The organism is Ruegeria sp. AM1, from assembly GCF_056540745.1.
Window position 1 is genome coordinate 620,179 of the sequence record NZ_JBQFXH010000001.1, and the last position, 24,021, is coordinate 644,199.

Annotated in this window: 29 protein-coding genes and 1 tRNA gene; 10 read left to right on the forward strand and 20 right to left on the reverse strand. The window is 58.8% G+C overall.

The window, feature by feature from the left end; translation table 11 throughout:
- Positions 1 to 15: 15 nt before the first annotated feature.
- The 7 genes from ACR0I7_RS03075 to ACR0I7_RS03105 form a co-directional block, all read right to left on the reverse strand.
- Positions 16 to 705, reverse strand: a complete 690-nt coding sequence (locus tag ACR0I7_RS03075) for a M48 family metallopeptidase (RefSeq protein ID WP_480508312.1) — start codon at positions 703 to 705, stop codon at positions 16 to 18.
- 77 nt (positions 706 to 782) lie between these two features.
- Complete coding sequence (locus tag ACR0I7_RS03080; RefSeq protein ID WP_480508314.1) at positions 783 to 1,391, reverse strand: NAD(P)H-dependent oxidoreductase; 609 nt, start codon at positions 1,389 to 1,391, stop codon at positions 783 to 785.
- Between the two features lie 101 nt (positions 1,392 to 1,492).
- Complete coding sequence (locus ACR0I7_RS03085) at positions 1,493 to 2,677, reverse strand: vWA domain-containing protein (RefSeq protein ID WP_480508316.1); 1,185 nt, start codon at positions 2,675 to 2,677, stop codon at positions 1,493 to 1,495.
- A 4-nt stretch (positions 2,678 to 2,681) separates the two neighbouring features.
- A complete protein-coding gene (locus ACR0I7_RS03090) occupies positions 2,682 to 2,852 on the reverse strand; it encodes a hypothetical protein (protein WP_480508318.1) in 171 nt (56 codons plus the stop codon).
- 7 nt (positions 2,853 to 2,859) lie between these two features.
- A complete protein-coding gene (locus tag ACR0I7_RS03095; protein ID WP_480508320.1) occupies positions 2,860 to 4,227 on the reverse strand; it encodes a DUF2927 domain-containing protein in 1,368 nt (455 codons plus the stop codon).
- Entirely contained in the window at positions 4,224 to 4,715 is a 492-nt protein-coding gene (locus tag ACR0I7_RS03100; RefSeq protein ID WP_480508322.1) for an N-acetyltransferase family protein, read from the reverse strand. Before ACR0I7_RS03100 ends, ACR0I7_RS03095 begins: the two co-directional genes overlap by 4 nt.
- 77 nt (positions 4,716 to 4,792) lie before the next feature.
- Positions 4,793 to 5,638, reverse strand: coding sequence for an AAA family ATPase (locus tag ACR0I7_RS03105; protein WP_480508324.1), 846 nt, complete (start codon positions 5,636 to 5,638; stop codon positions 4,793 to 4,795).
- A 383-nt stretch (positions 5,639 to 6,021) separates the two neighbouring features.
- Here ACR0I7_RS03105 and dksA point away from each other — a divergent pair, with 383 nt between their 5' ends.
- A complete protein-coding gene (dksA, locus tag ACR0I7_RS03110) occupies positions 6,022 to 6,444 on the forward strand; it encodes an RNA polymerase-binding protein DksA (protein WP_480508326.1) in 423 nt (140 codons plus the stop codon).
- A gap of 72 nt (positions 6,445 to 6,516) precedes the next feature.
- A complete protein-coding gene (locus tag ACR0I7_RS03115; protein ID WP_480508328.1) occupies positions 6,517 to 7,665 on the forward strand; it encodes an FAD-dependent monooxygenase in 1,149 nt (382 codons plus the stop codon).
- A gap of 4 nt (positions 7,666 to 7,669) precedes the next feature.
- On the opposite strand, the gene xth is transcribed toward ACR0I7_RS03115, so the two are convergent.
- From xth to ACR0I7_RS03135, 4 genes are all read right to left on the reverse strand, one after another.
- Positions 7,670 to 8,449 carry an exodeoxyribonuclease III gene (gene xth, locus ACR0I7_RS03120; RefSeq protein ID WP_480508330.1) on the reverse strand — a complete coding sequence of 260 codons (780 nt, stop codon included), beginning with the start codon at positions 8,447 to 8,449 and terminating at the stop codon, positions 7,670 to 7,672.
- A gap of 141 nt (positions 8,450 to 8,590) precedes the next feature.
- Entirely contained in the window at positions 8,591 to 8,995 is a 405-nt protein-coding gene (fosX, locus tag ACR0I7_RS03125; protein ID WP_480508332.1) for a FosX/FosE/FosI family fosfomycin resistance hydrolase, read from the reverse strand.
- Between the two features lie 108 nt (positions 8,996 to 9,103).
- On the reverse strand, positions 9,104 to 9,964 hold the full coding sequence (locus tag ACR0I7_RS03130; protein ID WP_480508334.1) for an EamA family transporter: 861 nt from the start codon (positions 9,962 to 9,964) through the stop codon (positions 9,104 to 9,106).
- 261 nt (positions 9,965 to 10,225) lie between these two features.
- The gene (locus ACR0I7_RS03135; protein ID WP_480508336.1) at positions 10,226 to 10,549 is read right to left on the reverse strand and encodes a HesB/IscA family protein; all 324 of its coding nucleotides are present in this window, start codon (positions 10,547 to 10,549) and stop codon (positions 10,226 to 10,228) included.
- A 76-nt stretch (positions 10,550 to 10,625) separates the two neighbouring features.
- Here ACR0I7_RS03135 and ACR0I7_RS03140 point away from each other — a divergent pair, with 76 nt between their 5' ends.
- Positions 10,626 to 11,783 carry a deoxyguanosinetriphosphate triphosphohydrolase gene (locus ACR0I7_RS03140; protein WP_480508338.1) on the forward strand — a complete coding sequence of 386 codons (1,158 nt, stop codon included), beginning with the start codon at positions 10,626 to 10,628 and terminating at the stop codon, positions 11,781 to 11,783.
- On the opposite strand, the gene ACR0I7_RS03145 is transcribed toward ACR0I7_RS03140, so the two are convergent.
- Entirely contained in the window at positions 11,765 to 12,316 is a 552-nt protein-coding gene (locus ACR0I7_RS03145) for a putative pterin-binding protein (protein ID WP_480508340.1), read from the reverse strand. The two genes, ACR0I7_RS03140 and ACR0I7_RS03145, sit on opposite strands and share 19 nt — an antisense overlap.
- Before the next feature lie 132 nt (positions 12,317 to 12,448).
- Here ACR0I7_RS03145 and argS point away from each other — a divergent pair, with 132 nt between their 5' ends.
- The 6 genes from argS (at position 12,449) to ACR0I7_RS03175 (ending at position 18,083) form a co-directional block, all read left to right on the forward strand.
- Positions 12,449 to 14,194, forward strand: coding sequence for an arginine--tRNA ligase (gene argS / locus ACR0I7_RS03150; protein ID WP_480508342.1), 1,746 nt, complete (start codon positions 12,449 to 12,451; stop codon positions 14,192 to 14,194).
- Positions 14,195 to 14,233: 39 nt separating this feature from the next.
- A complete protein-coding gene (locus ACR0I7_RS03155; RefSeq protein ID WP_480508344.1) occupies positions 14,234 to 15,346 on the forward strand; it encodes an SPOR domain-containing protein in 1,113 nt (370 codons plus the stop codon).
- The gene (nagZ, locus tag ACR0I7_RS03160; RefSeq protein ID WP_480508346.1) at positions 15,343 to 16,347 is read left to right on the forward strand and encodes a beta-N-acetylhexosaminidase; all 1,005 of its coding nucleotides are present in this window, start codon (positions 15,343 to 15,345) and stop codon (positions 16,345 to 16,347) included. The genes ACR0I7_RS03155 and nagZ overlap by 4 nt, the downstream gene beginning before the upstream one ends.
- Positions 16,337 to 17,131, forward strand: a complete 795-nt coding sequence (locus ACR0I7_RS03165; protein ID WP_480508348.1) for a segregation and condensation protein A — start codon at positions 16,337 to 16,339, stop codon at positions 17,129 to 17,131. The genes nagZ and ACR0I7_RS03165 overlap by 11 nt, the downstream gene beginning before the upstream one ends.
- The gene (gene scpB, locus ACR0I7_RS03170; protein WP_480508350.1) at positions 17,124 to 17,777 is read left to right on the forward strand and encodes an SMC-Scp complex subunit ScpB; all 654 of its coding nucleotides are present in this window, start codon (positions 17,124 to 17,126) and stop codon (positions 17,775 to 17,777) included. The genes ACR0I7_RS03165 and scpB overlap by 8 nt, the downstream gene beginning before the upstream one ends.
- 63 nt (positions 17,778 to 17,840) lie before the next feature.
- Positions 17,841 to 18,083, forward strand: a complete 243-nt coding sequence (locus ACR0I7_RS03175) for a hypothetical protein (protein ID WP_480508352.1) — start codon at positions 17,841 to 17,843, stop codon at positions 18,081 to 18,083.
- Here the strand turns inward: ACR0I7_RS03175 and ACR0I7_RS03180 are convergent, their stop codons facing one another.
- From ACR0I7_RS03180 to ACR0I7_RS03215, 8 genes are all read right to left on the reverse strand, one after another.
- Positions 18,084 to 19,163: a 2'-deoxycytidine 5'-triphosphate deaminase gene (locus ACR0I7_RS03180; RefSeq protein ID WP_480508354.1), complete on the reverse strand. Its 1,080-nt coding sequence runs from the start codon at positions 19,161 to 19,163 to the stop codon at positions 18,084 to 18,086.
- Positions 19,164 to 19,224: 61 nt separating this feature from the next.
- Positions 19,225 to 19,301: transfer RNA gene (locus tag ACR0I7_RS03185), tRNA-Pro, on the reverse strand.
- 60 nt (positions 19,302 to 19,361) lie between these two features.
- The gene (locus ACR0I7_RS03190) at positions 19,362 to 19,940 is read right to left on the reverse strand and encodes a MerR family transcriptional regulator (RefSeq protein WP_480508356.1); all 579 of its coding nucleotides are present in this window, start codon (positions 19,938 to 19,940) and stop codon (positions 19,362 to 19,364) included.
- An 18-nt stretch (positions 19,941 to 19,958) separates the two neighbouring features.
- Positions 19,959 to 20,261 carry an integration host factor subunit alpha gene (gene ihfA / locus ACR0I7_RS03195; protein WP_480508358.1) on the reverse strand — a complete coding sequence of 101 codons (303 nt, stop codon included), beginning with the start codon at positions 20,259 to 20,261 and terminating at the stop codon, positions 19,959 to 19,961.
- A 96-nt stretch (positions 20,262 to 20,357) separates the two neighbouring features.
- Positions 20,358 to 21,329 (reverse strand): beta-ketoacyl-ACP synthase III, encoded by a 972-nt coding sequence (locus ACR0I7_RS03200; RefSeq protein ID WP_480508360.1) that lies wholly within the window; start codon positions 21,327 to 21,329, stop codon positions 20,358 to 20,360.
- A gap of 22 nt (positions 21,330 to 21,351) precedes the next feature.
- Positions 21,352 to 22,440, reverse strand: coding sequence for a phosphate acyltransferase PlsX (gene plsX, locus ACR0I7_RS03205; RefSeq protein ID WP_480508362.1), 1,089 nt, complete (start codon positions 22,438 to 22,440; stop codon positions 21,352 to 21,354).
- 24 nt (positions 22,441 to 22,464) lie between these two features.
- Complete coding sequence (rpmF, locus tag ACR0I7_RS03210; protein ID WP_480508364.1) at positions 22,465 to 22,671, reverse strand: 50S ribosomal protein L32; 207 nt, start codon at positions 22,669 to 22,671, stop codon at positions 22,465 to 22,467.
- Between the two features lie 207 nt (positions 22,672 to 22,878).
- Positions 22,879 to 23,415: a YceD family protein gene (locus tag ACR0I7_RS03215; RefSeq protein WP_480508366.1), complete on the reverse strand. Its 537-nt coding sequence runs from the start codon at positions 23,413 to 23,415 to the stop codon at positions 22,879 to 22,881.
- Positions 23,416 to 23,498: 83 nt separating this feature from the next.
- Here ACR0I7_RS03215 and ACR0I7_RS03220 point away from each other — a divergent pair, with 83 nt between their 5' ends.
- A complete protein-coding gene (locus tag ACR0I7_RS03220; protein ID WP_480508368.1) occupies positions 23,499 to 23,975 on the forward strand; it encodes an outer membrane protein assembly factor BamE in 477 nt (158 codons plus the stop codon).
- Positions 23,976 to 24,021: the final 46 nt, after the last annotated feature.

The window sequence follows — 24,021 nt, forward strand, 5'->3', positions numbered from 1 at the left end:
GTGAAAGGGCAGGCGTTAGTGGTTGGTGCCCCAGCGCTGTTCAAGAACCTCTAGAGCCGCAATCCGCTCATCCGTCTTGGGATGGCTCATCAACCAGGCCGGGGTGACGCCCGCCCTCTGCTGCGTCAGTTCCTCAAGCTTGTGAAACAGAGATTTCTGCGGCCCGATGCCGATGCCCGCTTTGGTCAGCAGCGCGGCGGCATATTCATCCGCCTCATATTCATCCCCGCGTGACAGGCGCGAGGCCAGCAGATGGGCCAGCATATTGGCGATCCATGCGCCGACAAAGGGAATGAACCGGTTGAGCAGCATCATCAACGCCGCGCGCAGTGCATTCTGCCCGGAAAAATCAATCATCCGTCGCCGCGCATGCCCCAGCGCGACATGGCCCAGTTCGTGGGCAATCACGCTGGCCATTTCCTCGGCCGAGACCTCACCATTGCGAAACTTGCGATAAAACCCACGGGTGATGAAAATCCGCCCATCCGGCGCGGCCAGCCCGTTCACCGGATCAATCTCATAGATATAGACCGGCACCCTCTCGATCCCGAGCGCCGCTGCCAAACGGTCCGTCATTCGTTTCAACGCAGGATCAGCCAGCTCGGTTGATTTCGCATCCAACTCACGATGGGTGCGCCACACCGAGATGCGGTACATGACGATGGCATACCCAATGGCCAGCAGGATCGGAGTGAGGCGCAGCATGGGATAGATATGGGTTTTGTGTGCGCCAAGGGCAAATGGAAACTCGCCTATGGTTCAAAAGTTGGCCGAGCACGTCGCTAGATTCGCGGACTTTGATCTTTCTGAGGGTGCGGTAGAGACAGACCTATATCGAAGCAATGCTCCAGAAGTGCTTGCCGCCGTTCTGCTGAACCGGTCGACCCATATAGCAGCTCGATTCTTCGCGGCGAAAATCCAAAATACCCGAATGTCCCTTTGATCCAGGCTGTCTCAAGGGCTTCGACATAGCCCTCTGCTTCCATTTCGTCGGAACGCGCGCCCGCAGGAACAAGCAACACGGCGCTGCGCGGTCGCTGCAGCGACTTCTCTGGGTTGTCCAGCTGATCATAGGCCCAACCCCAACTCCAAACACGATCTATCCATCCCTTCATCATGGACGGCATCCCCCACCAGAACAAAGGAAAGGCGAGGCAAATGGCGTCAGCGCGCGCAATCCGTTGTTGTTCGGCGAGAATGTCTGGGGGGCTCGTGGACCCTGCATCTCTTTCAATGTCAGCCATGGACCAGAGCGGGTTGAAGCCTTCGGCGTGTAAATCCGCAATCTCATTGGTATGACCCGCCGCCATTGAGCCTTCGGCGAATTTCGCGACGGCTGCCGCTGTGAAGGAGTTGGGATTCGGGTGATCGAGGACAGTCAGTATATGCACAGTAGGCTCTTCAGGTTTTGAATTCGGAACCGAGCCACTGTGCGGGCTCAACCCAACTTTAGGTCAAGCAGAAATTTCAACCGGCCTTCTGTGAATTTAGGCTACCGTGTCAGATCCCGCATCCCCTGTTCCAGCCCGGCCAAGGTCATCGGTACCATGCGGTCCTCGAAGATCTCTCGGATCATGCCGATTGAATGGGTGTAGTCCCAGTATTTCTCGGGCACCGGATTGATCCAAAGGTGCGAGGTCCATTGTTCGCGGGCGCGTTGCAGCCAGACCTGACCGGCCTCGGCATTCCAGTGCTCGTTGGCGCCACCGGGATAGGCGATCTCATACGGGCTCATCGACGCGTCTCCGACGAAGATACATTTGTAATCCCCGCCATAGGTTCGCAGCACCTCATGTGTGGGGGTCTGCTGATCCCAGCGTCGGCGATTGTCGCGCCAGACACCCTCATAGAGGCAATTGTGAAAGTAATAGTATTCCAGATGCTTGAACTCGGTCCGCGCGGCTGAAAAGAGCTCTTCTACCACTTTGATATGCGGGTCCATTGAACCGCCCACATCCAGAAACAGCAGCACCTTGACGGCGTTGTGGCGTTCAGGGCGGGTCTTGACGTCCAGATAGCCATGTTCGGCTGTGGCGCGGATCGTACCATCAAGGTCCAGCTCTTGTGCGGCACCTTCGCGCGCCCAGCGGCGCAGGCGTTTCAATGCGACCTTGATGTTACGGGTGCCCAGTTCAACTGTGTCGTCCAGGTTTTTGAATTCACGTTTGTCCCAGACTTTGACTGCACGGCGGTGGCGGCTTTCCTTCTGCCCGATCCGCACGCCTTCGGGGTTGTAGCCGTAAGCCCCGAACGGAGAGGTTCCGGCTGTGCCAATCCATTTGTTGCCACCCTGATGGCGGCCTTGCTGGTCCTTCAACCGCTCGCGCAGCGTTTCCATTAGCTTGTCGAAGCCGCCCAAAGCTTCGATCTCGGCCTTCTCTTCATCTGACAGATGCTTCTCCGCCATTTTGGCCAGCCAGTCGGCCGGGATGTCGACGGATTCGAGCACCTGATCAAACGAGATTTCGTCCAGCCCCTCAAAGCTGGCGGCAAAGGCGCGGTCGAACTTGTCGATGTTACGCTCATCCTTCACCATCGACGTTCGGGCGAGATAGTAAAACGCCTCGACATCATAGGTCGCCAATCCCTTCTTCATGCCTTCGAGAAAGGTCAGATACTCCCGCAGTGAAACGGGAATGCCGGCCTTGCGAAGGTTTTCGAAGAAGGGCAGGAACATGGTGCTATGCGATCATCCGCACAAGGATCAGCGACATCACCAGCCCGACCAGCGCAAAGGCGATCCCATAGCCTGCCGCATATTGGGCCATGTCGGCGCCGCTGCCGTTGCGTTTGCGCGCAGTCAGCACCCCCAGAATTGCCCCCAGTAACGCCATTCCCAGAACCACTGCCATATGCTTGTCATCCGCCTTCGATATTTTGCGGGTTCCGCAACGCAATATCCTGCATGAGCGAGCGAACCACAACTTCCGAACCAAAGCCGTATCGTGCCCACCCCAGACTGTCCAGTCTGACGGCGCGGGCTTCTTCGAAGCGGCGGGCCTGTCTGAGGGCCTCGGATTTCAGCAGCATCAGCGTCGCGAGGGACGAGGCATTTTCGGCGCGTGTCATGACAGCGATGGCCTGATCCAGTTCAGGCAGAACACTGGGTCCTTTACCGCGCGCCAACGCATAGGCTGCGGTCTGAGTGGTCACATGGGCCTGATGCAGCTCGGTCCCAGGCGTGACAGACAGGTATTGCTGCGCCAGCGCATATTGGCGTTGCGCTTCTTCCGCGCTGTCGAACTGTCCCATACGCCCCATCAGATAGTGGGGCAGCGCACGCCGCTGATCGGTCCAGCCCTGTTCCTCTCCGATCCTGGCAGCCTCTTGCGCGGCTTTCATACGCTGCCGGGGTGTCGCGCGCGATCTGACCGATTTGTGGATTGCCACAATCCATTCGCGGGGCGTTTCCGAAACTGGTTTTTCAGGCAGAGTATCGCCCCGCGGGTTTAGGCGGCTTAGGATGGACGGAATGGCCGCCGCGACCTGATCGCGGGTCATCCCGTTGCGCAGCTCGGGCGCATAGGTTGCGCGCAGCACCAACATGTCGAAACCGGTCAGGACGGTGTGAAAATTGTCATCGTTGAACACCGAATCTGGCAGGCGATAGAGGTCGTTCAGCGGCCCCATGGCCTGCGCAAGCTCTTCATGCAGGCAGTCGCGGGTTTCCTGCGGATTGACGTCATTCGGGACAAAAATTCCCAGCCGTTCCCGGCTGCGCAATCTGGTCCAGTCGCTTTTGGCCTTGCGCCGGTCACGGCGGTATTCTTCCAGGCTGGACGCGTTCGGCACCACGAAACAGGCGGCTTGCGGCAGGATGCGCTGAATCTCTTTCTGGCTGACGGCCTGAATTGTGATATTGGCCTGACCCTCATCGATTTCCCGGATGTCGATCCCGGCCTCGCGACGCAAGCGCGAGAGCAGGCGCGTTAGGTCCGATTGCATTGTGCCTGTGGGCGTACCCGTCAGCCGCACCGTGATGGGGGTCTCGAACCGGGTAAAGACGGGCAGGGCGGTGCCGCTTTCCAATGCAAAGTGGAGATCGAGGAAATCCCGCGCGATGTTTTTGTTCGATCGCGCCGGGGGCGTGGGATGCGGCGCGCCAAAAGAGTTGCTGGGCGGTAGCACAAGTTCGACCGACTTGATGTCATCCGGCAACTCGATCTTTTCGACCGAACTGCATCCGACAAGGGCGATTGCAGCCAGAAACAGCCCGAACCGCATCATGGGCGCGTATATTTGACGAACGGGGTCAACTGGCCGATCCTATCATACAGCGTGCGGGCTGTCTGGTTGTCATCCTGTGTCAGCCAGTACACCGTGGGGGCTCCTTTGCGGTCCGCATCAGTATAGACCGCTTCGATCAGGGCACGTCCAACGCCGGTGCCGCGCGCCGCGGGGCTTGCAAACAGGTCTTGCAGATAACAGACATTCTCGACCTTCCAGGCATGGCGGTGAAACAGAAAGTGGGTCAGGCCGACCAGTTCTCCGCCCATTTCAGCAACGAAACAAGAAAAATCCTGCGGGTCGTCGCCCAGAAGCCGCTGGAAGGTCGAGGCGTAGATCTCGCCCTCCAGTTCGGTTTCATAGAACGCCAGATAGTCCCGCCACAGCATGGACCAGGCTGGATAGTCTTCTGCGGTTAGAGGACGGATAGTCAAAGCTTGTGTCAAATGGCTGTCCTGTCGTGCAAAGCATGACTTTGGTATGGCCATGCGAGGTTCGGGCCGATGCTTGCACCGGGCTTGCCGCATGGCAAGCCGTGATCACCGAATGTTCATAAGGTGGCTGCTCAGCGCTTATTGCGCGCCATAAAGGCCAAACGCTCAAACAGATGCACGTCCTGTTCGTTCTTCAAAAGCGCGCCATGCAGTTTGGGCAGCGCGTTGGCACCGTCACGTTTGAGGTCTTCGGGCGTCAGATCCTCGGCCAGTAGCAGTTTCAGCCAGTCCAGTACCTCGGAGGTCGACGGTTTCTTTTTCAGTCCCTGCGTGTCACGGATTTCATAGAACTGGGTCAGCGCGGTGGTCAGCAACGCATCCTTGATGCCGGGGTGATGAACCTCAACGATCCGGCGCATCGTCGCCTCATCAGGAAAACGGATATAGTGGAAGAAACAACGGCGCAGAAAGGCGTCGGGCAGTTCCTTTTCATTGTTCGAGGTGATGATCACGATGGGGCGCTGTCTGGCGCGGATTGTCTCGCCGGTCTCATAGACATGGAACTCCATCTTATCGAGTTCCTGCAGCAGGTCGTTGGGAAATTCGATATCGGCCTTATCGATTTCGTCAATCAGCAGGACGACCTTTTCGTCGGCCTCAAACGCCTGCCACAGCTTGCCCTTGCGGATATAATTCGACACGTCATGTACGCGCTCTTCGCCCAGCTGACTGTCGCGCAGACGGCTAACCGCATCGTATTCGTAAAGACCCTGTTGCGCGCGGGTAGTAGATTTCACGTTCCACTCGATCATTTTCAGACCCAGCGCGCCTGCCACCTGCTTTGCCAGTTCTGTTTTGCCCGTACCGGGCTCCCCTTTGACCAGCAGTGGGCGTTCCAGCGTGACGGCAGCGTTGACGGCGATGGTTAGGTCATCGGTGGCAACATATTCTGCAGTGCCTTGGAAACGTGCGGTCATAGAGCCCTCATGTGTTTGCCGCGCAGTGCGCGCTGAATTCCTGCTGTTCGAGTTACAGATGGGCGCACTTATTTACAAGCCGCGCCGCTGCGTCTGACTGAGGCAATAATGGGCGTATCCTGATCGTTCCGTGCGTGATTCGAAGACAATTCGTTAAGCTGTTGGCTGCAATATCGCCTTAAAAGTTTCGCTGATAGGCGCGCCCAAGCAAGGATTTATCCTGAAAAGTCTCATGGTTAGACTTTGCAGCCATCGCTTTTGCTTGCCTACGTTTGTGTAGTGACATTCCGGGCTTCGTCGGATAAACGCTCGAAAAAAGGGAGAGCCGAATGTCAGCTAGATCCGCAAAGCCCGACGTTTCAGGCCATACCGAGGGAGCAAATATGAAGCAGGAAGTTTTTCTGCCGGAAGACTATCGCCCGGCCGAAGATGAGCCTTTCATGAATGACCGCCAGCTTGAGTACTTTCGTCGTAAGCTGACGGATTGGAAGACCGAACTTTTAGCAGGCAGCCGCGACACGATTGAAGGGCTGCAAGACAATACTCGTAACATTCCGGACGTCGCCGACCGCGCAAGCGAGGAAACTGATCGGGCGCTGGAGTTACGCACACGTGACCGCCAGCGCAAACTGGTCGCCAAAATCGACTCGGCCCTGCGCCGGATTGATGAGGGCGAATACGGGTATTGCGAAAAGACGGGCGATCCGATCTCGCTCAAGCGTCTGGATGCGCGTCCCATCGCGACCATGACCCTTGAGGCGCAGGAACGCCATGAACGCCGTGAAAAGGTACACCGCGACGATTGATCGCTGACCTCACGCGATGGATGAACGCCGGGACCTGTGGTTCTGGCGTTTTTTTTGGGCTAAGTCCGCATCATGAAAATAGATGGGCTGAAATTCTGCATTGTTGGCGCCGGGATTGGCGGACTGGCCGCGGCCATTGCGTTGCGCCAGCGCGGCGCAGATGTTGTTGTGCTGGAACAGGCTGCCGAAATCTCAGAGGTTGGTGCGGGACTGCAGATAAGCGCCAATGGGATCGCGGTGCTGCGCGCATTGGGCGTGGTTGGCGACGTGCCTCAGGCGGGGCTGCGCTCGCACGGGACGGTTTTGCGAGATTATAAGACAGGCCGGTTTATCAGCCGCATCAGCCCGCCCTCGGCTGGCCCTACATACTACTATCACCGGGCCGATCTGATTGATCTTCTGCACCGCAAGGCTCTGGCCACCGGTGTTCATATCCGTCTGGCAACAAAGGTTCAGACCCTGACCGAGCAGGCCGATCAAGTGACCGTCACCCTTGAGGGCGGTGAAGTGATCGAGGCAGCCTGTGCAATTGCCGCAGATGGTGGGCGCAGCGCGATCCGGCCGGTGCTGAACGGTGAAGAGATCCTTGGATTTACCCATCAGGTTGCTTGGCGGGCAACGATACCCTGGCAGCGCCACCTTGAGGCCCCCAAGGCACATCTGACCATGGGGCCGGGCCGTCATGTCGTCACCTATCCTTTGCGCGATCAGAGCCTGATGAACATCGTGGCGATCGAAGAACGCTCGGACTGGCAGGAAGAGGGGTGGCGCCTGACCGGAGACCCCGATGACCTGCGCGCGCGCTTTGCTGATTTCGGCGGCAAAGTTCGCGAGGTTCTGGCAGAGGTTCAGGAAACGCATATCTGGGCGCTGTTTCTGCGCCCGGTGGCGCGCAAGTGGCATTGCGACCGTGTCGCCCTGTTGGGAGACGCCGCGCATCCAACCTTGCCGTTCATGGCACAGGGCGCCTGTCTGGCGCTCGAGGATGCGTGGATTCTGGCGCGATCATTTGATCAGGATGACCTGACGGGCGCGTTGCAGGCTTATGAAACCACCCGTGCGCCCCGAGCCCGCAAAGTGGTCGAAGCCGCCTCGGGCAATGCCCGTAACTTTCATTTGCGCGGTCCGATGCGGATTGCGGCGCAGGCGGCGCTGACGGCGCTGGGGCCCAGGCTAAGTCGCCGTTACGAGTGGATTTATGACTATGATGCCACCCGCTGAAGGATCACAGGTCCAGGTCTACCCAAACGGGGACGTGATCTGACGGTTTCTCATGCCCGCGGATTTCGGTATCGATCCGGCAATCCCGCATCAGGTCCGCCGCCTGTGGAGTCAGCAGAAAATGGTCGATGCGGATGCCATCATTCTTGTTCCAGGCACCGGCCTGATAATCCCAGAATGAATAGTGACCGGGCCCCTGGGTTCGGGCGCGGAACGCTTCGGTAAAGCCCAGGTTCAGGATCTTGCGAAAGGCCGCGCGGCTTTCGGGGCGGAACAGGGCGTCTTCGCGCCACGCGTCCGGGCGTTTTGCGTCTTCGGCCTGCGGTATTATGTTATAATCCCCTGCCATCAGTGCGGGTTCTTCGGTCGCCAGCAGGGTGCGCGCGCGATCATAAAGCCGCTCCATCCAGCTGAGCTTGTATTCGTATTTTGGGCCGGGCACCGGGTTTCCGTTGGGCAGATAAAGCCCGCAGATGCGCAGCGCTTTCTTTCCGATCACCGTTGCTTCGATCCAACGGGCCTGTTCATCCTCGTCGTCGCCCGGCAATCCGCGCGATACATCCTCCAGCGGCAGCTTGGACAGGATGGCAACCCCGTTAAAGCTTTTCTGCCCATGGGTTTCGACGTTATAGCCACGCTCTTCGAACAGCTCGCGCGGGAAATTCTCGTCGACGGATTTGATTTCCTGCAGCAGCACGACATCGGGCTGCGTGTCGTCCAGCCAACGGGGCAGGGCCTCGGCCCGCGCTTTGATGCCATTGATGTTGAACGTGGCGATTTTCATGCGCGATCCCTCCGATGCCTCAGGGCAACCTATCGCCCAGAACCAGCCCAACGGCAAGTAGCGCGCTGTCGTCCTGCGCTGACGGGGTGAGGAAATCAGATTGCCGTCTGTTGTGCGCAGGGTCCTGCGGCAAAGGTCTGTTCACGTCTCAGCGTAGCGCTTTAGCCGCTCTTGCAGGGTGCCGCTGTGCAGTTCGAACATATGGTTGTCGTGGTCATAGAAGTAGATCGAATGGCCTTCTCCCGCGACGCGCGACCGGCCTTCACGAACCTCCAGGCCCAGCGCTTTAATGCGCTGCAACCTGTCGTCATAATCGTCGGGTCCCATTTTGAAGGCGACGTGGTTGTAGGTCTTGTCTGGCAGGGGGTCGCCCTCCATCGTCGCCACCCAGATGCCCCCGACATCAAAGAACCGTTCTTTAGAGAGCGAGAACGTTCTGTCGCCGCTGTCATAGATTTTCTTTGCGTTCAGGACGGTTACAAGCATCTCTTCCATTTTATCGAGATCGCTGACGATGAAAGTGATATGGCTGAGCCCCTGGTTCATACGACCGCCTCCAAATTCTCTTTTTGCGGCACATTAGCAGAGCTGTACGCAAAATCAGAATATTTCACCCCGACAAAGTTGGGCCGGAATCGCAAAACATCCGCATGGCTATTGTCCAGCTCCGGCAAGAACCACAACACCGGCCAGAATGACGCTTGCCCAGCACAGCCGGTGTTTCAACTGACCTTCGCCCAGCAGGAGGCTGCCCAGCAGCACCGTCAGCAGAACGCTGAGTTCGCGGATCGGCGCGACAAAGACAACCGGGGTAAAAGTCAGGGCAATGAGGACAAGGATATAGGCCAGCGGGTTGAACACAGCGATGGCAAGGACGCCCAGCTTATGCTGCTGCCATATTTCTTGAATCTGAGCACGACGGCGCATTGCCAGCGGTGCCAGTAGCACTGTTCGGCCCAGGCTGGACGCGTAATCCAGCAGCAGCGGTGGAATCATCAACGCCGAGACCGCATAGGCATCCCATGCCGTATAGCTTCCGATGAAGAGACCGGCCAGCAGACCGAAGCCAAGCGATAGTAACGTCCTGTTTGCGGATCGTTGGAACCCGCCTGTCAGCATCAGAACACCGAAGATGATGATTGCACCGCCTGTGGCGATCTGCGGGGTAAGGTGCTCGCCCAGAAACAACACCGCGAAGCAGGTCGAAAGCACTGGCCCGGTTGCACGTGCCGTTGGATACACCAGCGACAGGTCTCCTGTGCGATAGCCGATCTGCAACAGCAGGAAGTACCCCAGATGCAGAACTGTGCTTCCCGCGATGAAGAGCATCTGTGTGGCATCGAACCACGGAATGCCGGCGCTGATCCAGATTACCAGGGGGAGGTAGATCACCACCGAAAAAGCCGAAAATAACCAGACCAGTTCCGGTCCGGCATTGATGCGTTTGACAAAGAAATTCCAGGTTGCGTGACAGATTGCGGCTGTCAGGACGAGCGCGAAGCCAAGGATGGACATGTGTTACCTCAATGACGAGTTTCAAGCAGACGTGCATAAGCACACCCGTCCATCCCCCCTAGCTTTCTCGTCTTTAAGGTGTCCGCCCGTACACGGGCTCATAACGGCGCTCGGTCCAGACCTGATAACTCAGCGGAACCCTAGCCGCACATGGATAGGCAATATCAATCTATCACCGAAGGCCGCGCTGTAAAGCGCCAGCCGGGCAGGGCATCCGGAACTACGCATGTTTTCCGAATTGCCAGCAAATGAACTGGGGGTCTACATCGAGAATGAGGTGCCGCAACCGCAAGACGACGTTGCGTTGGGATTGTCGATCACAAAGCGCGCGCCGATCAGTTCCTGCGTGAAATCAATGACGGCGTTTTCCAGAAACGGCAGCGAGATCGCATCCACGATGACTTTCTCACCCTGACCTTCAAGGATCAGGTCATCGTCTTTTGGCGTGTCCAGCGCGATTTCATACTGAAAGCCAGAGCATCCTCCGCCTTCCACAGCAACGCGCAGCGCCTGACCCTGATTTGCGGCACCAATTTCGGCCAGCCGTTCAAAGGCGCGCTCCGTGACTTTAGGGGGCAGGTTCATGCCGATCTCCAAAGGTTTATTTCCTCAGTGCGTTACAATATATGAGAGCCAAGGACAGGCGACAAGGACAAGACCTTTGAACAGAGCATGTTTTGCCTCGGATCCAGACCGCGCGCGGGGGCGGTTGGTGCCAGAGGACGAGAGCAGCTTTCGATCATGCTTTCAGCGGGATCGTGACCGGATTATTCATGCCAGCGCCTTTCGGCGGCTCAAACACAAAACGCAAGTGTTCGTCGAACATGAAGGCGACAGTTATCGCACACGGCTGACCCATTCCATTGAGGTGGCACAGGTAGCGCGGACCATCGCCGGAGCACTCGGCCTGAACGTTGAGCTGACAGAGGCAGTTGCGTTGGCGCATGACCTTGGCCACACGCCGTTTGGTCATACGGGCGAGGACGCGCTGCATGCGTTGATGGCACCTTACGGCGGATTCGACCACAACGCGCAGGCCATCCGGATCGTCACAAAGCTGGAGCGCCACTATGCCGAGTTCGACGGATGCAACCTGACCTGGGAATGCCTTGAAGGCATCGCAAAGCACAACGGGCCGGTGGTGGGCGCATTGCCCTGGGCCTTGGCCGAATGCGACCAAAGCTTTGATCTTGAGCTGGGAACCCATGCCAGCGCCGAGGCGCAGGTCGCCGCTTTGTCGGATGATATCGCCTATAACAACCACGACCTGTTCGACGGTTTGCGCGCCGGGTTGTTCGACGATGATGACATCCGGCAACTGCCGATTATCGGGGTTTGTTATGCTGAGGTTGATGCCAGATATCCGGGTCTTGAACCCTATCGCCGTCGGCATGAAGCGCTGCGGCGGGTGTTTGGCGTGATGGTTGGCGATGTGATCGACACGTCCCGCGATCTGCTGACCACGTCCGGCGCCGGGGCGGTCGAAGATATCCGGCATCTGGGCCACCCCGTTATCCGGTTTTCGGACGAGTTGTGGGGGCAGTTGAAGCAAATCCGTGCGTTTCTGTTCAACCGCATGTACCGGGCGCCCAGTGTGATGGAGGTGCGAGCAACCGTCGGCAAGGTCGTCGAGGATTTGTTCCCGATTTACCTCAGCGACCCGATGCAGATGCCCAACCACTGGCACAGCGATATCGAAGCCGCCGAGGATGAGACTGCGCTGGCGCGGATCGTGTCAGACTATATCGCAGGTATGACCGACAGGTTCGCCCTGCAGGATCACGCACGGCTCACCGGCGATCATTCTATCGCGATATAAGCGATGGCCCAGACCTGCTGACCCGCCTGTGTCTGCGCAAGATCGGCGTCGTCGGTAGGAGGGAATACGATCATCGTCGGGCCATACCCGCCAATCCCCATGGGGGCACCATCCGCGTGGGTGGCGACAATTGGTTGATGCGTCGAGATGCTGTCCCATGAAATCTCAGCCTGATAACCGTCCATGGCCATAGGAAGCGCGGATTTACCGTGGGCGCCCGCCATCGTCATGACCTCGGACAGCAGGGGCCCGGAAAAGGTATGGTCGCGGGTGTTTTCCGGCGGGCCATAGGGAATGGTGATTTCAACCTGTTCAAGACTGTTAAGCATGGTCGCGTCGAAGCCTGCGGCCCCCTTATGCGCGACTTCGAGATAGCCCAAAAGCCCGCCATCCTCTGCGCTGCGCGCCGGCAGATTGGTCTCGGTCACCGCGCCGCCCAGCGTCAGCAGCACATGGCCGTCGGGCGCGGGCATTTCAGCCAACGCAGGCGAAGTGGCAGTCAGAAACAATATCAGGGGCAGGGCGCGGTACATCGGCAATCTCCGGTCGGTGAAACTGGGGTGAGACTAACGCGCCTGACCTGCAAGCCAAGCGCAAATATGAGGCGTCCATTGACCTTGCCGTGTCGCGTGGTAAACCGCCGGGCAAGCAAAAGGACATCCGAAATGAACCTGTTTTCCGAGATTCGCGGCCTGGTGCTGGACGCGCTGGCACAGATGCAGTCCGATGGCGCTCTGCCCGAGGGGGTGAGCTTTGACAATGTGGCGGTCGAACCGCCGCGCGATGCTGCCCATGGTGACATGGCAACCAATGCGGCGATGGTGCTGGCGAAACCGGCCAAAATGAAGCCGCGCGACATTGCCGATATGCTCGCCGGCAAGCTGGCGGCGGATGAACGGATCACCAGTGCCGAGGTTGCTGGCCCGGGCTTTCTGAACCTGCGTCTTGCGCCCTCCGTTTGGCAAGGCGTGCTGGGGGCGGTTCTTGCGCAGGGCACCGACTATGGCCGCTCGTCCATGGGGCAGGGGCAGAAGGTGAATGTCGAATATGTCTCGGCCAACCCGACCGGTCCGCTGCATGTCGGCCATACGCGGGGTGCGGTTTTTGGCGACGCGCTGGCAAGCCTGCTGGCCTATTCGGGGCATGAGGTTACACGCGAGTATTATATTAACGACGGTGGCGCGCAGGTCGATGTGCTGGCACGATCTGCCTACGAGCGGTATCGCGAAGCCAACGGTCTGAGCCCCGAGATTGCCGAGGGTTTGTATCCGGGCGATTATCTGATCCCGATCGGCGAGGCGCTGAAAGAGAAATATGGCGACAGCCTGATCGACAAGCCCGAGAGCGAATGGCTGGAGGATCTGCGTGAGTTCTCAACCGACGCGATGATGGACCTGATCCGCGCCGACCTGAAGGCGCTGGGCGTCGAGATGGACGTGTTTTTCTCGGAAAAATCGCTCTATGGCACTGGCCGGATCGAGGCTGCGCTGCAATCGCTGACCGATAAGGGCCTGATTTACGAAGGCGTGCTGGAGCCGCCGAAGGGCAAAAAGCCCGAGGATTGGGAGCCGCGCGAGCAGACCCTGTTCAAATCGACCGAGCATGGCGACGATGTCGACCGCCCCGTTAAGAAATCGGACGGCAGCTGGACCTATTTCGCGCCCGATATCGCCTATCACTATGACAAGGTAAGCCGCGGTTTTGACGCGTTGATCGACGTGTTCGGCGCGGACCATGGCGGGTACGTCAAACGGATGAAGGCAGCCGTATCGGCACTGTCCGATGGTGCGGTGCCGCTGGATATCAAGCTCTGCCAGCTAGTGAAGCTTTGGAAGAACGGCGAACCGTTCAAGATGTCGAAACGGGCAGGGAACTTTGTCACCTTGCGCGATGTGGTCGATCAGGTCGGGCCGGATGTGACCCGTTTCGTCATGCTGACCCGCAAGAATGACGCGCCTCTGGATTTCGATTTCGACAAGGTGCTGGAGCAGAGCCGCGAGAACCCCGTGTTCTACGTCCAATACGCCCATGCGCGTGTGATGAGCGTGCTGCGCCGTGCTGCTGAGGCCGGGATTGCGACCGACGATGCGACTCTTGTCAGCGCTGATCTGAGCAAGAATGATCACGCCTCGGAACTGACGGTTGCGAAGAAACTGGCCGAGTGGCCACGCCTGGTCGAGATCGCGGCGCGCACCAATGAACCGCACCGGGTCGCCTTCTATCTCTATGAATTGGCAGGGGATTTTCATGCTCTGTGGAATAAGGGCAATGACGAAACCCAGCTGCGTTTCATTCAGGATGGCGATGTGGCCACAAGTCAGGCAAAAATCGCATTGGCCCGGTCCGTTTCTGTTGTGATTTCAGCGGGCTTGGGTATTCTAGGCGTCACTCCGGCGCAGGAGATGCGGTAACCAATACCGTCCGAACCGCCGGATCGAGGCAGACAAGAAATGACCCGCGCGCCACAATTTAAGGCGCAATCGGGCGGTGAGGCGGATATGGCGAGTTACGATTACTCGGGGCAAACAGGCCCCGAGCACATGCATTACACGAATCAACCGCATCCTGAGGATGCGTATGATTATCCCGAGGACATGCAGGATTACGCCGACGCCCCGCGTGGGGCCGGGTTCGGGCGTATGGTCAATATCCTCGGTGCGGTCGCCTCATTGGCGCTGGTCGCTGGCGTCGGTGTCTGGAGCTACAAGCTGGTTATGCGCGACGTCAGCGGCGTGCCCGTCGTGCGCGCAGCCGAAGGTCCGATGCGTATTCAGCCGGAAAACCCCGGTGGCACACCTGCTGACCATCAGGGCCTTGCGGTGAACACCGTTGCCGCCGAAGGGTCCGCAGCACCCCCCGCAGATCGCCTGATCCTTGCGCCGCGTCCGGTGTCGTTGACCGACGAGGATGCCCCAATGGGAACGCTGCAGCCGACGCAGGCCGTGCATGTGGTCGAAGAAGAGATCACCAACCAGGAAGCGGCAGAGCTGCGGCAGGGAGCTGTCGACTCTCTGGTTGCGGAACTTTCTGGTGAAACTCTCACAACACCTCAACCTGAAGACGCTGGGGTTCAGCTGGCGTCATTGGCGACGATCGACGAAGAACCGGCAATTGACCCCGCCGATCTGGCCGCGCAACTGCCGGATCCCGCGATTGCAGCGCTTCCCGGTGTGCGCCGCTCGCTGCGTCCGCACACCCGCCCTGCGCGCGCCACACCCAGCGGTGCTTCAGCCAACAGCGCGACCGAAGACGCGATAAACGCGGCCGTCAAAGCGGCTGTTGGGCTGGACATAGATCCTGACACGCTGAGCAAAGGAACGCGTCTGGCACAGTTGGGGGCCTATGACAGCGTTGATGTCGCGCAGGCGGAGTGGGATCGTTTGAATGGGCGCTTCGCTGAATATATGGATGGAAAACAGCGCGTTATCCAGAAAACCTCAAGCGGTGGACGCACTTTCTATCGTCTGCGCGTGCTTGGGTTCGAAGATCTGAGTGACTCGCGTCAGTTCTGCGCAGCACTGGTCTCGCAGGGCGCGGATTGTATCCCGGTCGCAGCGCGGTGAGCTTTGGCGCTGCGATTACTGACGCGGCTGGCCTGCGTCTGACCTCAGAAGAAACAGCACTGTTCCGCGAGATGAACCCGTTCGGGTTCATTTTGTTTGCGCGCAACATAGACACCGCTGATCAGGTGCGTGCGTTGTGTGATGATTTTCGCGAAGCGGTTGGGCGGAACTGCCCGATCACCATCGATCAGGAAGGCGGGCGTGTGCAACGCTTGCGCGCGCCGCTGGCCCGCGAATGGCTGCCGCCGTTGGATCATGCCGAACGGGCAGGGGACGCGGCCGAACGCGCCATGTATCTGCGTTATCGCCTGATTGCGCATGAGCTGTTTGGCCTTGGTATCGACAGCAATTGTGCCCCTATGATCGACGTTGCGGGCCAAGCCACTCACGCCTTTCTTAAAAACCGGTGCTACGGGCATGATGCAGACAGCGTCACGCGCATGGGCCGCGCCGTGGCGCAGGGCCATCTGGATGGCGGCGTCCTGCCCATTGCCAAGCATATCCCCGGTCACGGGCGCGCAACGCTGGACAGCCATTATGACCTGCCGCATGTGAATGCCCCACCGGCAGAGCTGGAGCGAGATTTCGCTCCGTTTCGCGCCCTGAATGACCTGCCGATGGGGATGACGGCGCATCTTGTCTATGATCAGATCGACCCGCAAGCAGCAACGATTTCTGCGCAAATGATGTCGGTCATCCGAGACAACATCGGGTTCGATGGTCTGATCATGACCGACGATATCTCGATGAAGGCGCTCAGCGGCTCATTATCTGATCTGTCCCGGCAGGCCCTGCAGGCTGGCTGCGATGTGATCCTGCATTGCAACGGCTCATTTGACGAACGTGCCGAGGTCATGCAGGCCGCAGGTGAGATGTCGGAGATCGCGCAGCGTCGCGCCGAACAGGCGCTCGCCATGCGCAAACCCCCAGTGGCGCTTGACATCGAGGCTGCCGAAGCGGAACTATCCCGTTTGATGAACGGGCAGGTATATGACGGATAACCTTTTCAGCGAAGATCCCATCTCGGTTGCAGATCGCCTTGCGGCCGAGGCGCTGATTGTTGACGTTGACGGGTTCGAAGGCCCCCTGGATGTGCTGCTGACCCTGTCGCGGACCCAAAAGGTGGATCTGCGTAAGATCTCGGTTCTAGCGCTGGCGCAGCAATATCTGACCTTCGTGGAAAAGGCGCGTGCGCTGCGGATCGAACTGGCGGCGGATTATCTGGTGATGGCGGCGTGGCTCGCCTTCCTCAAGTCGCGCCTGTTGCTGCCGCCGGACCCGGATGAAGAGGGGCCAACGGGTGAGGAACTGGCCGCCCATCTGGCCTTTCAGCTTGAGCGCCTTCAGGCGATGCGCGACGCCGCTGCGCGGCTAATGGCGCGCGACCAGCTGGGCCGGGATTTCTTCAAACGCGGGCAGGGCGAAGATATCACCCGCATTCGCACCGTGACCTATTCTGCGACGCTGCTGGACCTGATGCAGGGCTATGCGCGCATCCGCACCCGGGATGAGTTCCGCCCCTTTGTAATGGACCGCGACGCCGTTTTCACGATGGAACAGGCACTGGAACGCATGCGCCCGCTGATTGGCTTTGCTGGCACATGGACCGATATGGAAACCTATCTGCCCGACGGGTGGGAGGCTGATCCGGTACGCCGCCGCTCGGCTACGGCGGCGACATTTGCAGCCTCGCTGGAACTTGTGAAAGAAGGACATATGGAGATCAAGCAGAGCGAGACCTTTGCTCCGATCCATTTGCGCAAGAGGACCGATACCCGTGACTGAAGCTGAGAATGAAGACGGCACCGGCTCCCTGTTCGAGGCCCCGCCTCTGGCCGAGCAGGAGCGTATGGTTGAAGCTGTCTTGTTTGCCAGCCCCGAGCCTGTGACCGTTGGTGATCTCGAGATACGGATGCCGCACGGCAGCAACGCCGCGCAAGCTCTTGAATCCCTTCAGAAACGATACGAAGGTCGCGGTGTACGCGTCGTCAAGGTGGGCGAGGCCTGGGCCATCCGCACCGCGCCTGATCTTGGGTTTCTCATGCAAAAGGAAACCGTCGAAACCCGCAAGCTCAGCCGGGCCGCGATTGAGACGCTGGCCATCGTAGCCTATCACCAGCCCTGTACACGGGCCGAGATCGAGGAAATCCGGGGTGTCTCAGTGTCGCGCGGCACGATTGATCAACTGCTCGAGATGGAGTGGATCAGGCTGGGCCGTCGCCGCATGACGCCCGGCCGCCCGGTGACGTTTGTTGTCACGCCCGAGTTTCTGGATCACTTCGGGCTTGAGAACGCACGTGACCTGCCGGGCCTCAAAGAGTTGCGCGCCGCCGGGTTGCTCGAGAACAGGCCGCCACCCGGAACGGTGCCACTGGGCGAGGGACAGGAGCAGGATGATGAGGATCAGACAGAGCTGTTCGAGGAAGAGTGATCAGCGCGCCCTTTTGTTGACGAAAATATCAACTATGTTCACGCGTGAAAGACGGAGGATGCCATGAACGCGAACCGGATCATCGACATGATTGTGCGACAGGTGATGCGTCGCCTCGTGAGCCGTGGGGTGGACAAAGGTTTTGACCTGGCGGGGCGGCTGACCAGCAAACCCGACCAAGAGGGTGACGCACAGACTGATCCGCGGGCCAAACAGAACATGCAGCAAAACGCGGGCCGTCAGAAACAGAACATGAAACAAGCGCAGCGCATGACCCGCCAGATGCGCAGGTTCATGAAGTTCTGATCAGCTTACTGGCTTGAAATGTTTGGATAGTTTCAGGCCTTGCCCCTGATAGTTCGACGCAATTCCTGCACCGTAGAGCTGCGTTGGCATGTCCGCCATACGCTCATAGACCAGACGCCCAACCACCTGTCCATGTTCCAGAACAAACGGGGCCTCGTGGCAGCGGACTTCAAGCACCCCGCGTGATCCTTCGCCACCAGCGGCCGCATGACCGAAACCGGGATCAAAGAAACCTGCGTAATGCACGCGGAATTCGCCAACCATCGCCAGATAAGGGGCCATCTCGGCGGCATACATGGGCGGAATATGGACTGCTTCGCGGCTGACGAGGATATAAAATGCACCGGGATCGAGGATGATCCGGCCATCTTTGGTGCGCACTTCCTCCCAATAGTCATGAGCGTCGTAATCACCGATCCGGTCTAGATCGATCACACCTGTATGCGGTTTTGCCCGGTATCCCACGAGATCGGTGTCCGGAAGTTGCAGATCAACCGAGAATCCGAGGCCATCCTGAATGACGGCAGGTCCGTCAACCAGCGGTGCATCGGCATGCAAAGCGGTCAGTTCCGCGTCGCTGAGAACGGCTTGTCCCTGACGGAATCGGATCTGATTCAGCCGCATCCCCGGACGCACCAGAACCGAGAAGGAGCGGGGGCAAATCTCAGCATAAAGCGGGCCACTATATCCTTCTGGGACCCGGTCAAACTCGGCCCCGCCATCGGTGATGGTGCGGGTCAACAGGTCCAGCCGCCCGGTCGAGCTTTTGGCGTTGGCAACCGCGCTGGTGCCCGCGGGCAGGTTCAGCGATTCCATCAAGGGCACGAGATAGACGCAGCCCTTTTCCAGCACCGCGCCATCGCTGATGTCGATACGGTGCATTTCGAATTCTGACAGACGATCAGTAACTGAACGCCCTTCGCCAGCCAGAAATGATGCGCGCACGCGGTAAGCCACTGTTCCCAGACGTAAATCAAGGCTGGCGGGTTGGATTTGCGCATCCAGGATTTCGGAACTGGCGGCAATCTCACCACGTCCGATCATCGCTTCGATCTGCTGGTTTGGGCAAACGCCTGTCATCTTGATCCCCCCTGGCACCAGAGCGGGATCTGGCCTGTTTGCCATAAACGTCGGTGTGATTTGGTCGGGCTAGCAGGACTCGAACCTGCGACCTTCCGTCCCCCAGACGGACGCGCTACCAGGCTGCGCCATAGCCCGACGTTGTGGTGTTCATAAAGACTTTCCCGGCAGGGGCAAGAGGAAATCATCGCCTTTTGTTCAACCTGCCGATCGATTTTCAACCCGGTTCAGCCAGGCGCGCAGGTCTTTGGCGACTGGTGCGATCTTGCGCAGAACCTCATCGTCAAAATCTGTCTTCTGCCAGGCTTGCGAGGCGATGCCGCCAAACAGAGGTGCCGCGCTGATCTCATCCGGTTCGGAAGGTGCTGGCGGCGCTTTCTGGGCGGCTTCGCCAGACGATTTGGCCACGTGCAATTCCATATCCATCTGCTGCGATGGTGCCGCCGGTTTGGGCGCAAAAGGAACTATGGTTTCATCTGCTGCAGGCGGCGGTGCGCCATCTTCAAGGGGCTGGGACAGCGATGCGACATGTGCCACGCCCTGTTCGCGCAAAATGCGCTGCACACCTTTGATGGTGATCCCGTCTTCGTGCAGCAGTTTTTTGATGCCGCCCAACAGGCGCATATCATTGGGGCGGTAATACCGTCGCCCACCCGCCCGTTTGACAGGTTTGACCTGACTGAACCGGCTTTCCCAGAAACGCAGGACATGCGCCTGAACACCCAGCCAATCCGCAACTTCACTGATTGTGCGAAACGCGTCGGGGGACTTGCTCATATCCGCGCGACCTCAGGCTTACTTGCGGTTCCCGACGGCGACACGATCCTTCATCAGGTGAGAAGGACGGAAGGTCAGCACGCGGCGCGGCTGAATCGGAACTTCTTCGCCGGTTTTGGGGTTGCGACCAATGCGGGCAGTTTTATCCCGAACGCTGAAGGTGCCGAAAGACGAAATCTTGACCTGCTCGCCACGAACAAGCGCGTCAGACATATGGTTTAGAACGCTCTCGACCAGTTGCGCGCTTTCGTTACGTGAAAGGCCCACCTCGCGAAAGACAGCTTCGCTCAGATCCATGCGGGTCAGTGTTTTATCGCCCATGCTTTTTCCCCTGTTGATAATGAAGAATACGGTCAGGGGAAATTCGCTGTCAATATCAATGAATTGCGGGCGGCTGCGTAAGCCGGATTGTGCCGCTCACCAGCGCAGAACCACCGCGCCCCAGGCCAGACCGCCGCCGATCGCTTCGGTTACGATCAGATCGCCGGGTTTGATCTGACCGCGCTCTTTGCCCACTGATAGCGCCAGCGGGATCGAGGCGGCCGAGGTGTTGCCGTGGTCCTGGACCGTGACAACCACATTCTCCATCGGCAGGCCCATTTTCCTGGCTGTGCCCTGAATGATGCGGATATTGGCCTGATGCGGGACAATCCAGTCGACATCCGCGCTGCTCAGCCCTGCGCGTTCCAGTGCGGTTTCAGCGGTTTTTGCAAGCTTTTCAACAGCATGCCGGAATACCTGGTTCCCCTGCATACGCAGATATCCGGTCGAATTGGTCGACACGCCGCCATCGACATACAGAAGGTCTTTGTAGCGGCCGTCAGAGTTTAGGTCGGTCGACAGGATGCCGCGATCGTCCGAGGTACCGGCACCGTCCTGATGCTCAAGCACCAGCGCACCTGCGCCGTCGCCAAACAGAACACAGGTCGAACGGTCGCTCCAGTCCATGATTCGCGAGAATGTCTCGGCCCCGATCACCAGCACGCGTTTGGCCTGACCGGACAGGATCAATGCATTGGCATTGCTGAGTGCGTAAACGAATCCCGCGCAAACGGCCTGCACGTCGAACGCAAAGCCTCTGGTCATGCCCAGCCGGGCTTGAACCATCGTGGCCGCAGAAGGGAAGGTTAGATCAGCCGTCGAAGTGGCCACGACAATGGCATCAATATCGTCGGCTTCTCGGCCTGCATCTTTCAGCGCTGCGTTTGCGGCATTCGTTGCCAGATCTGAGGTGCATTCGCCTTCTGCTGCAAAGTGACGCCGCTCGATCCCCGAACGGGTGCGAATCCATTCATCCGACGTATCCAGCGTCTCTTCGAACTCGGTGTTGGGAACGACGCGTTTTGGCAAATAATGCCCGACACCTACAACAACTGAACGGCCTGCCATTTTTGGGGTACTGCCTTCTTTGTTATTTTTTCACCTGCGGCGCAGCATGCGCGGCATCTTGTGCAAGCTGGGTCGTCGATGCAACCCGTGCCGCCAATTTTTCAGAGAAACCGGATTCGGCCAGCGTAAAGGCCAGTTTGACCGCAGCAGACACGCCAGTTGAATCCGCGCCGCCATGGGATTTGATCACGGTGCCGTTCAAACCCAGAAACACACCGCCATTCACACGCCGCGGATCGATGCGCTTTTTCAGGCGCTGCAGCGACGTAATCGCAAGCACCGAAGCCAGCCGCGACAGGGGTGTGTATTTGAAGGCTTCGCGCAGAAGATCGCCAATCAGGCTTGCGGTGCCTTCTCCGGTTTTGATCGCGACATTGCCGGTAAACCCATCTGTTACAATGACATCTGCCTTGTCGCCCGGAATATCGCTGCCTTCCACGAAGCCCACAAAATCGAAATTCGCCTGTTCAGCGAAATCCGCGATCATGGCATGCGCTTCTTTCAGTTCGGCGCGTCCCTTGTGCTCTTCGGTGCCAACGTTCAGCAGGCCGATCCGTGGACGGTTCAGCGCCATGCCGTTGCGGGCATACGAGGCGCCCATCAAGGCGTATTGCAGCAAATCTTTGGCATCAGCGCGCACATCCGCGCCCACATCCAGCATCACGTTGAACCCTTGTGGGTTGCGCGAAGGCCACAGAATGGCAATGGCAGGGCGGTTCACGCCGGGCAATTTGCGCAGCCGCATCATCGACAGCGCCATCAGCGCACCGGTATTGCCACAAGACACGGCGCCATGCGCCTCGCCGTCGCGCACGGCCTGCAGTGCCGACCACATTGAGGTCTGCTTGCCGTTGCGAACCACCTGGCTGGGCTTGTCCTCCATCGTGACCACGTCAGGGCAATCACGAAAAACGACGCGCCCTTCAAGGACACGTCGTTTCAAAACCAGCTTGCGCAGTACGTCTTCGGGGCCATGCAGAAGAAATCCGATGTCTGGATTCTTCTTTGCCGATTTCGCAATTCCAGCCACAACAACCGCGGGACCTGAATCCCCGCCCATTGCGTCAACCGAGATTACGATCCGTCCGGTTTGCGTGGGCTGCGCCGTCATGCCAGAACCTGCGTCAGATTAGGCTCAGGCCGCGTCTTCGTCCAGGTCGATTTCGTCGGCCTGCGCGACGACTTCACGATCGTCATAATGGCCGCATGCTGCACATACGTGGTGCGGACGCCGCAACTCGCCGCAGTTCGGGCATTCGTTCGGGTTTGCAGCAACCAGAGCGTCGTGTGCGCGGCGGTTGTTGCGACGCGACTTGGAAACTTTGTTCTGTTGGACGGCCATGGTCTCAACCTTTGTCTAATTAAGGGTCCGCAGATTCGCTGCCGACCGGGTTTCATTCTTCAGTTTTCTCGTGGTTTGACGCGCGTTTAAGGGCCTCGCCCCGCAATGTCCAACCCAAATTCCGATGAGCGCGCGAAAATACTGCGATTCTCGACATGTTCAAGCGATTTTTCTGGCCGCCTGCTATGACAGGAAAACGAGGCTCTGTCACTCGTCTTTTTTCAGCGCATCACGCAAACCCGCCAGTCCGGCAAAGGGTTTGACATCGTCATCCGTCATCGCTTGTTCGCCGGGGGCGGTGAAGTTGGCCTCACCCAGATGCGCGTCATCCTTGCGCGGATATTGGGGCAGGGCCAGCGACAGCGCCTCGGCCATCACCTGCGCCGGGTCGATCTCGGGGCCCAATGCCTCGGTCTCATCATCTTCGGGGATCTCGAATTCCGGCTCGTCCGGCGCGCTCCAGTCGGCCATATAGACCCGCCGCACCGGGATATCGATCCGCGTGGTCACAGGGTCCAAGGTGACGACACAGGGCTGGATCACCGTTGCTCCCAGCTTGCCGCTCAGAATCCAGTCGCGCTTGCCCTGCGCGCGAACGTCGCCCGAAAAAAACACCTTACGCAGCCCCAACAGCCCCAGTTCAGCTCTGAGCGTATCAAGCGCCGCTGTATCCGGGCGCAATTCAAAAGGCGTCGGCGCGTTCTGAGGCAGATCAGCGACCCGCAGGGTTGATTGGCTCGTCATTCTCGCCCTTTCCTGTGTTGAACGGTGGCACCGGTTTCTGTAATCGGATAGAAGCCGCAGCAGGCCAAGGCAAGAGGTTGAAGATGTTGAGTGTGATGAACAAGCTGAAACCAGCGTCAAAGGCGCTTGCCTGTGGTGTGGCCCTGTCGTTGGGTATTGCCTGCACGCCGATCTATAAGAATCACGGATATATCCCGACGCCCGAAGAACTTGCCGAGATCAAAGTGGGCGTCGACACGCGCGACACGGTCCAAGAGGCCATCGGCGCGCCCAGTTCGACGGGTGTGTCGCAGGACTCGGGCTATTACTATGTCGCCTCGCGTATCCGCCACTATGGCCCGAAACGGCCCGAAGTGGTCTCGCGCGAATTGGTGGCCGTCAGCTTTGATCAGCGCGGTGTGGTGCGCAATATCGAGCGTTTTGGCCTTGAAGACGGGTATGTGGTTGTTCTGGATCGCCGCGTGACCGATTCCAGCGTTCAGGACAAATCGTTCTTGCGTCAGCTGCTGGGCAACATCGGCAACTTTAACCCGGCGAATATTCCGGGCGTCGGCAACTAAACCCTCGCTGGTCTTGTACTTTCACAGGATGGTCACACATCTTGTG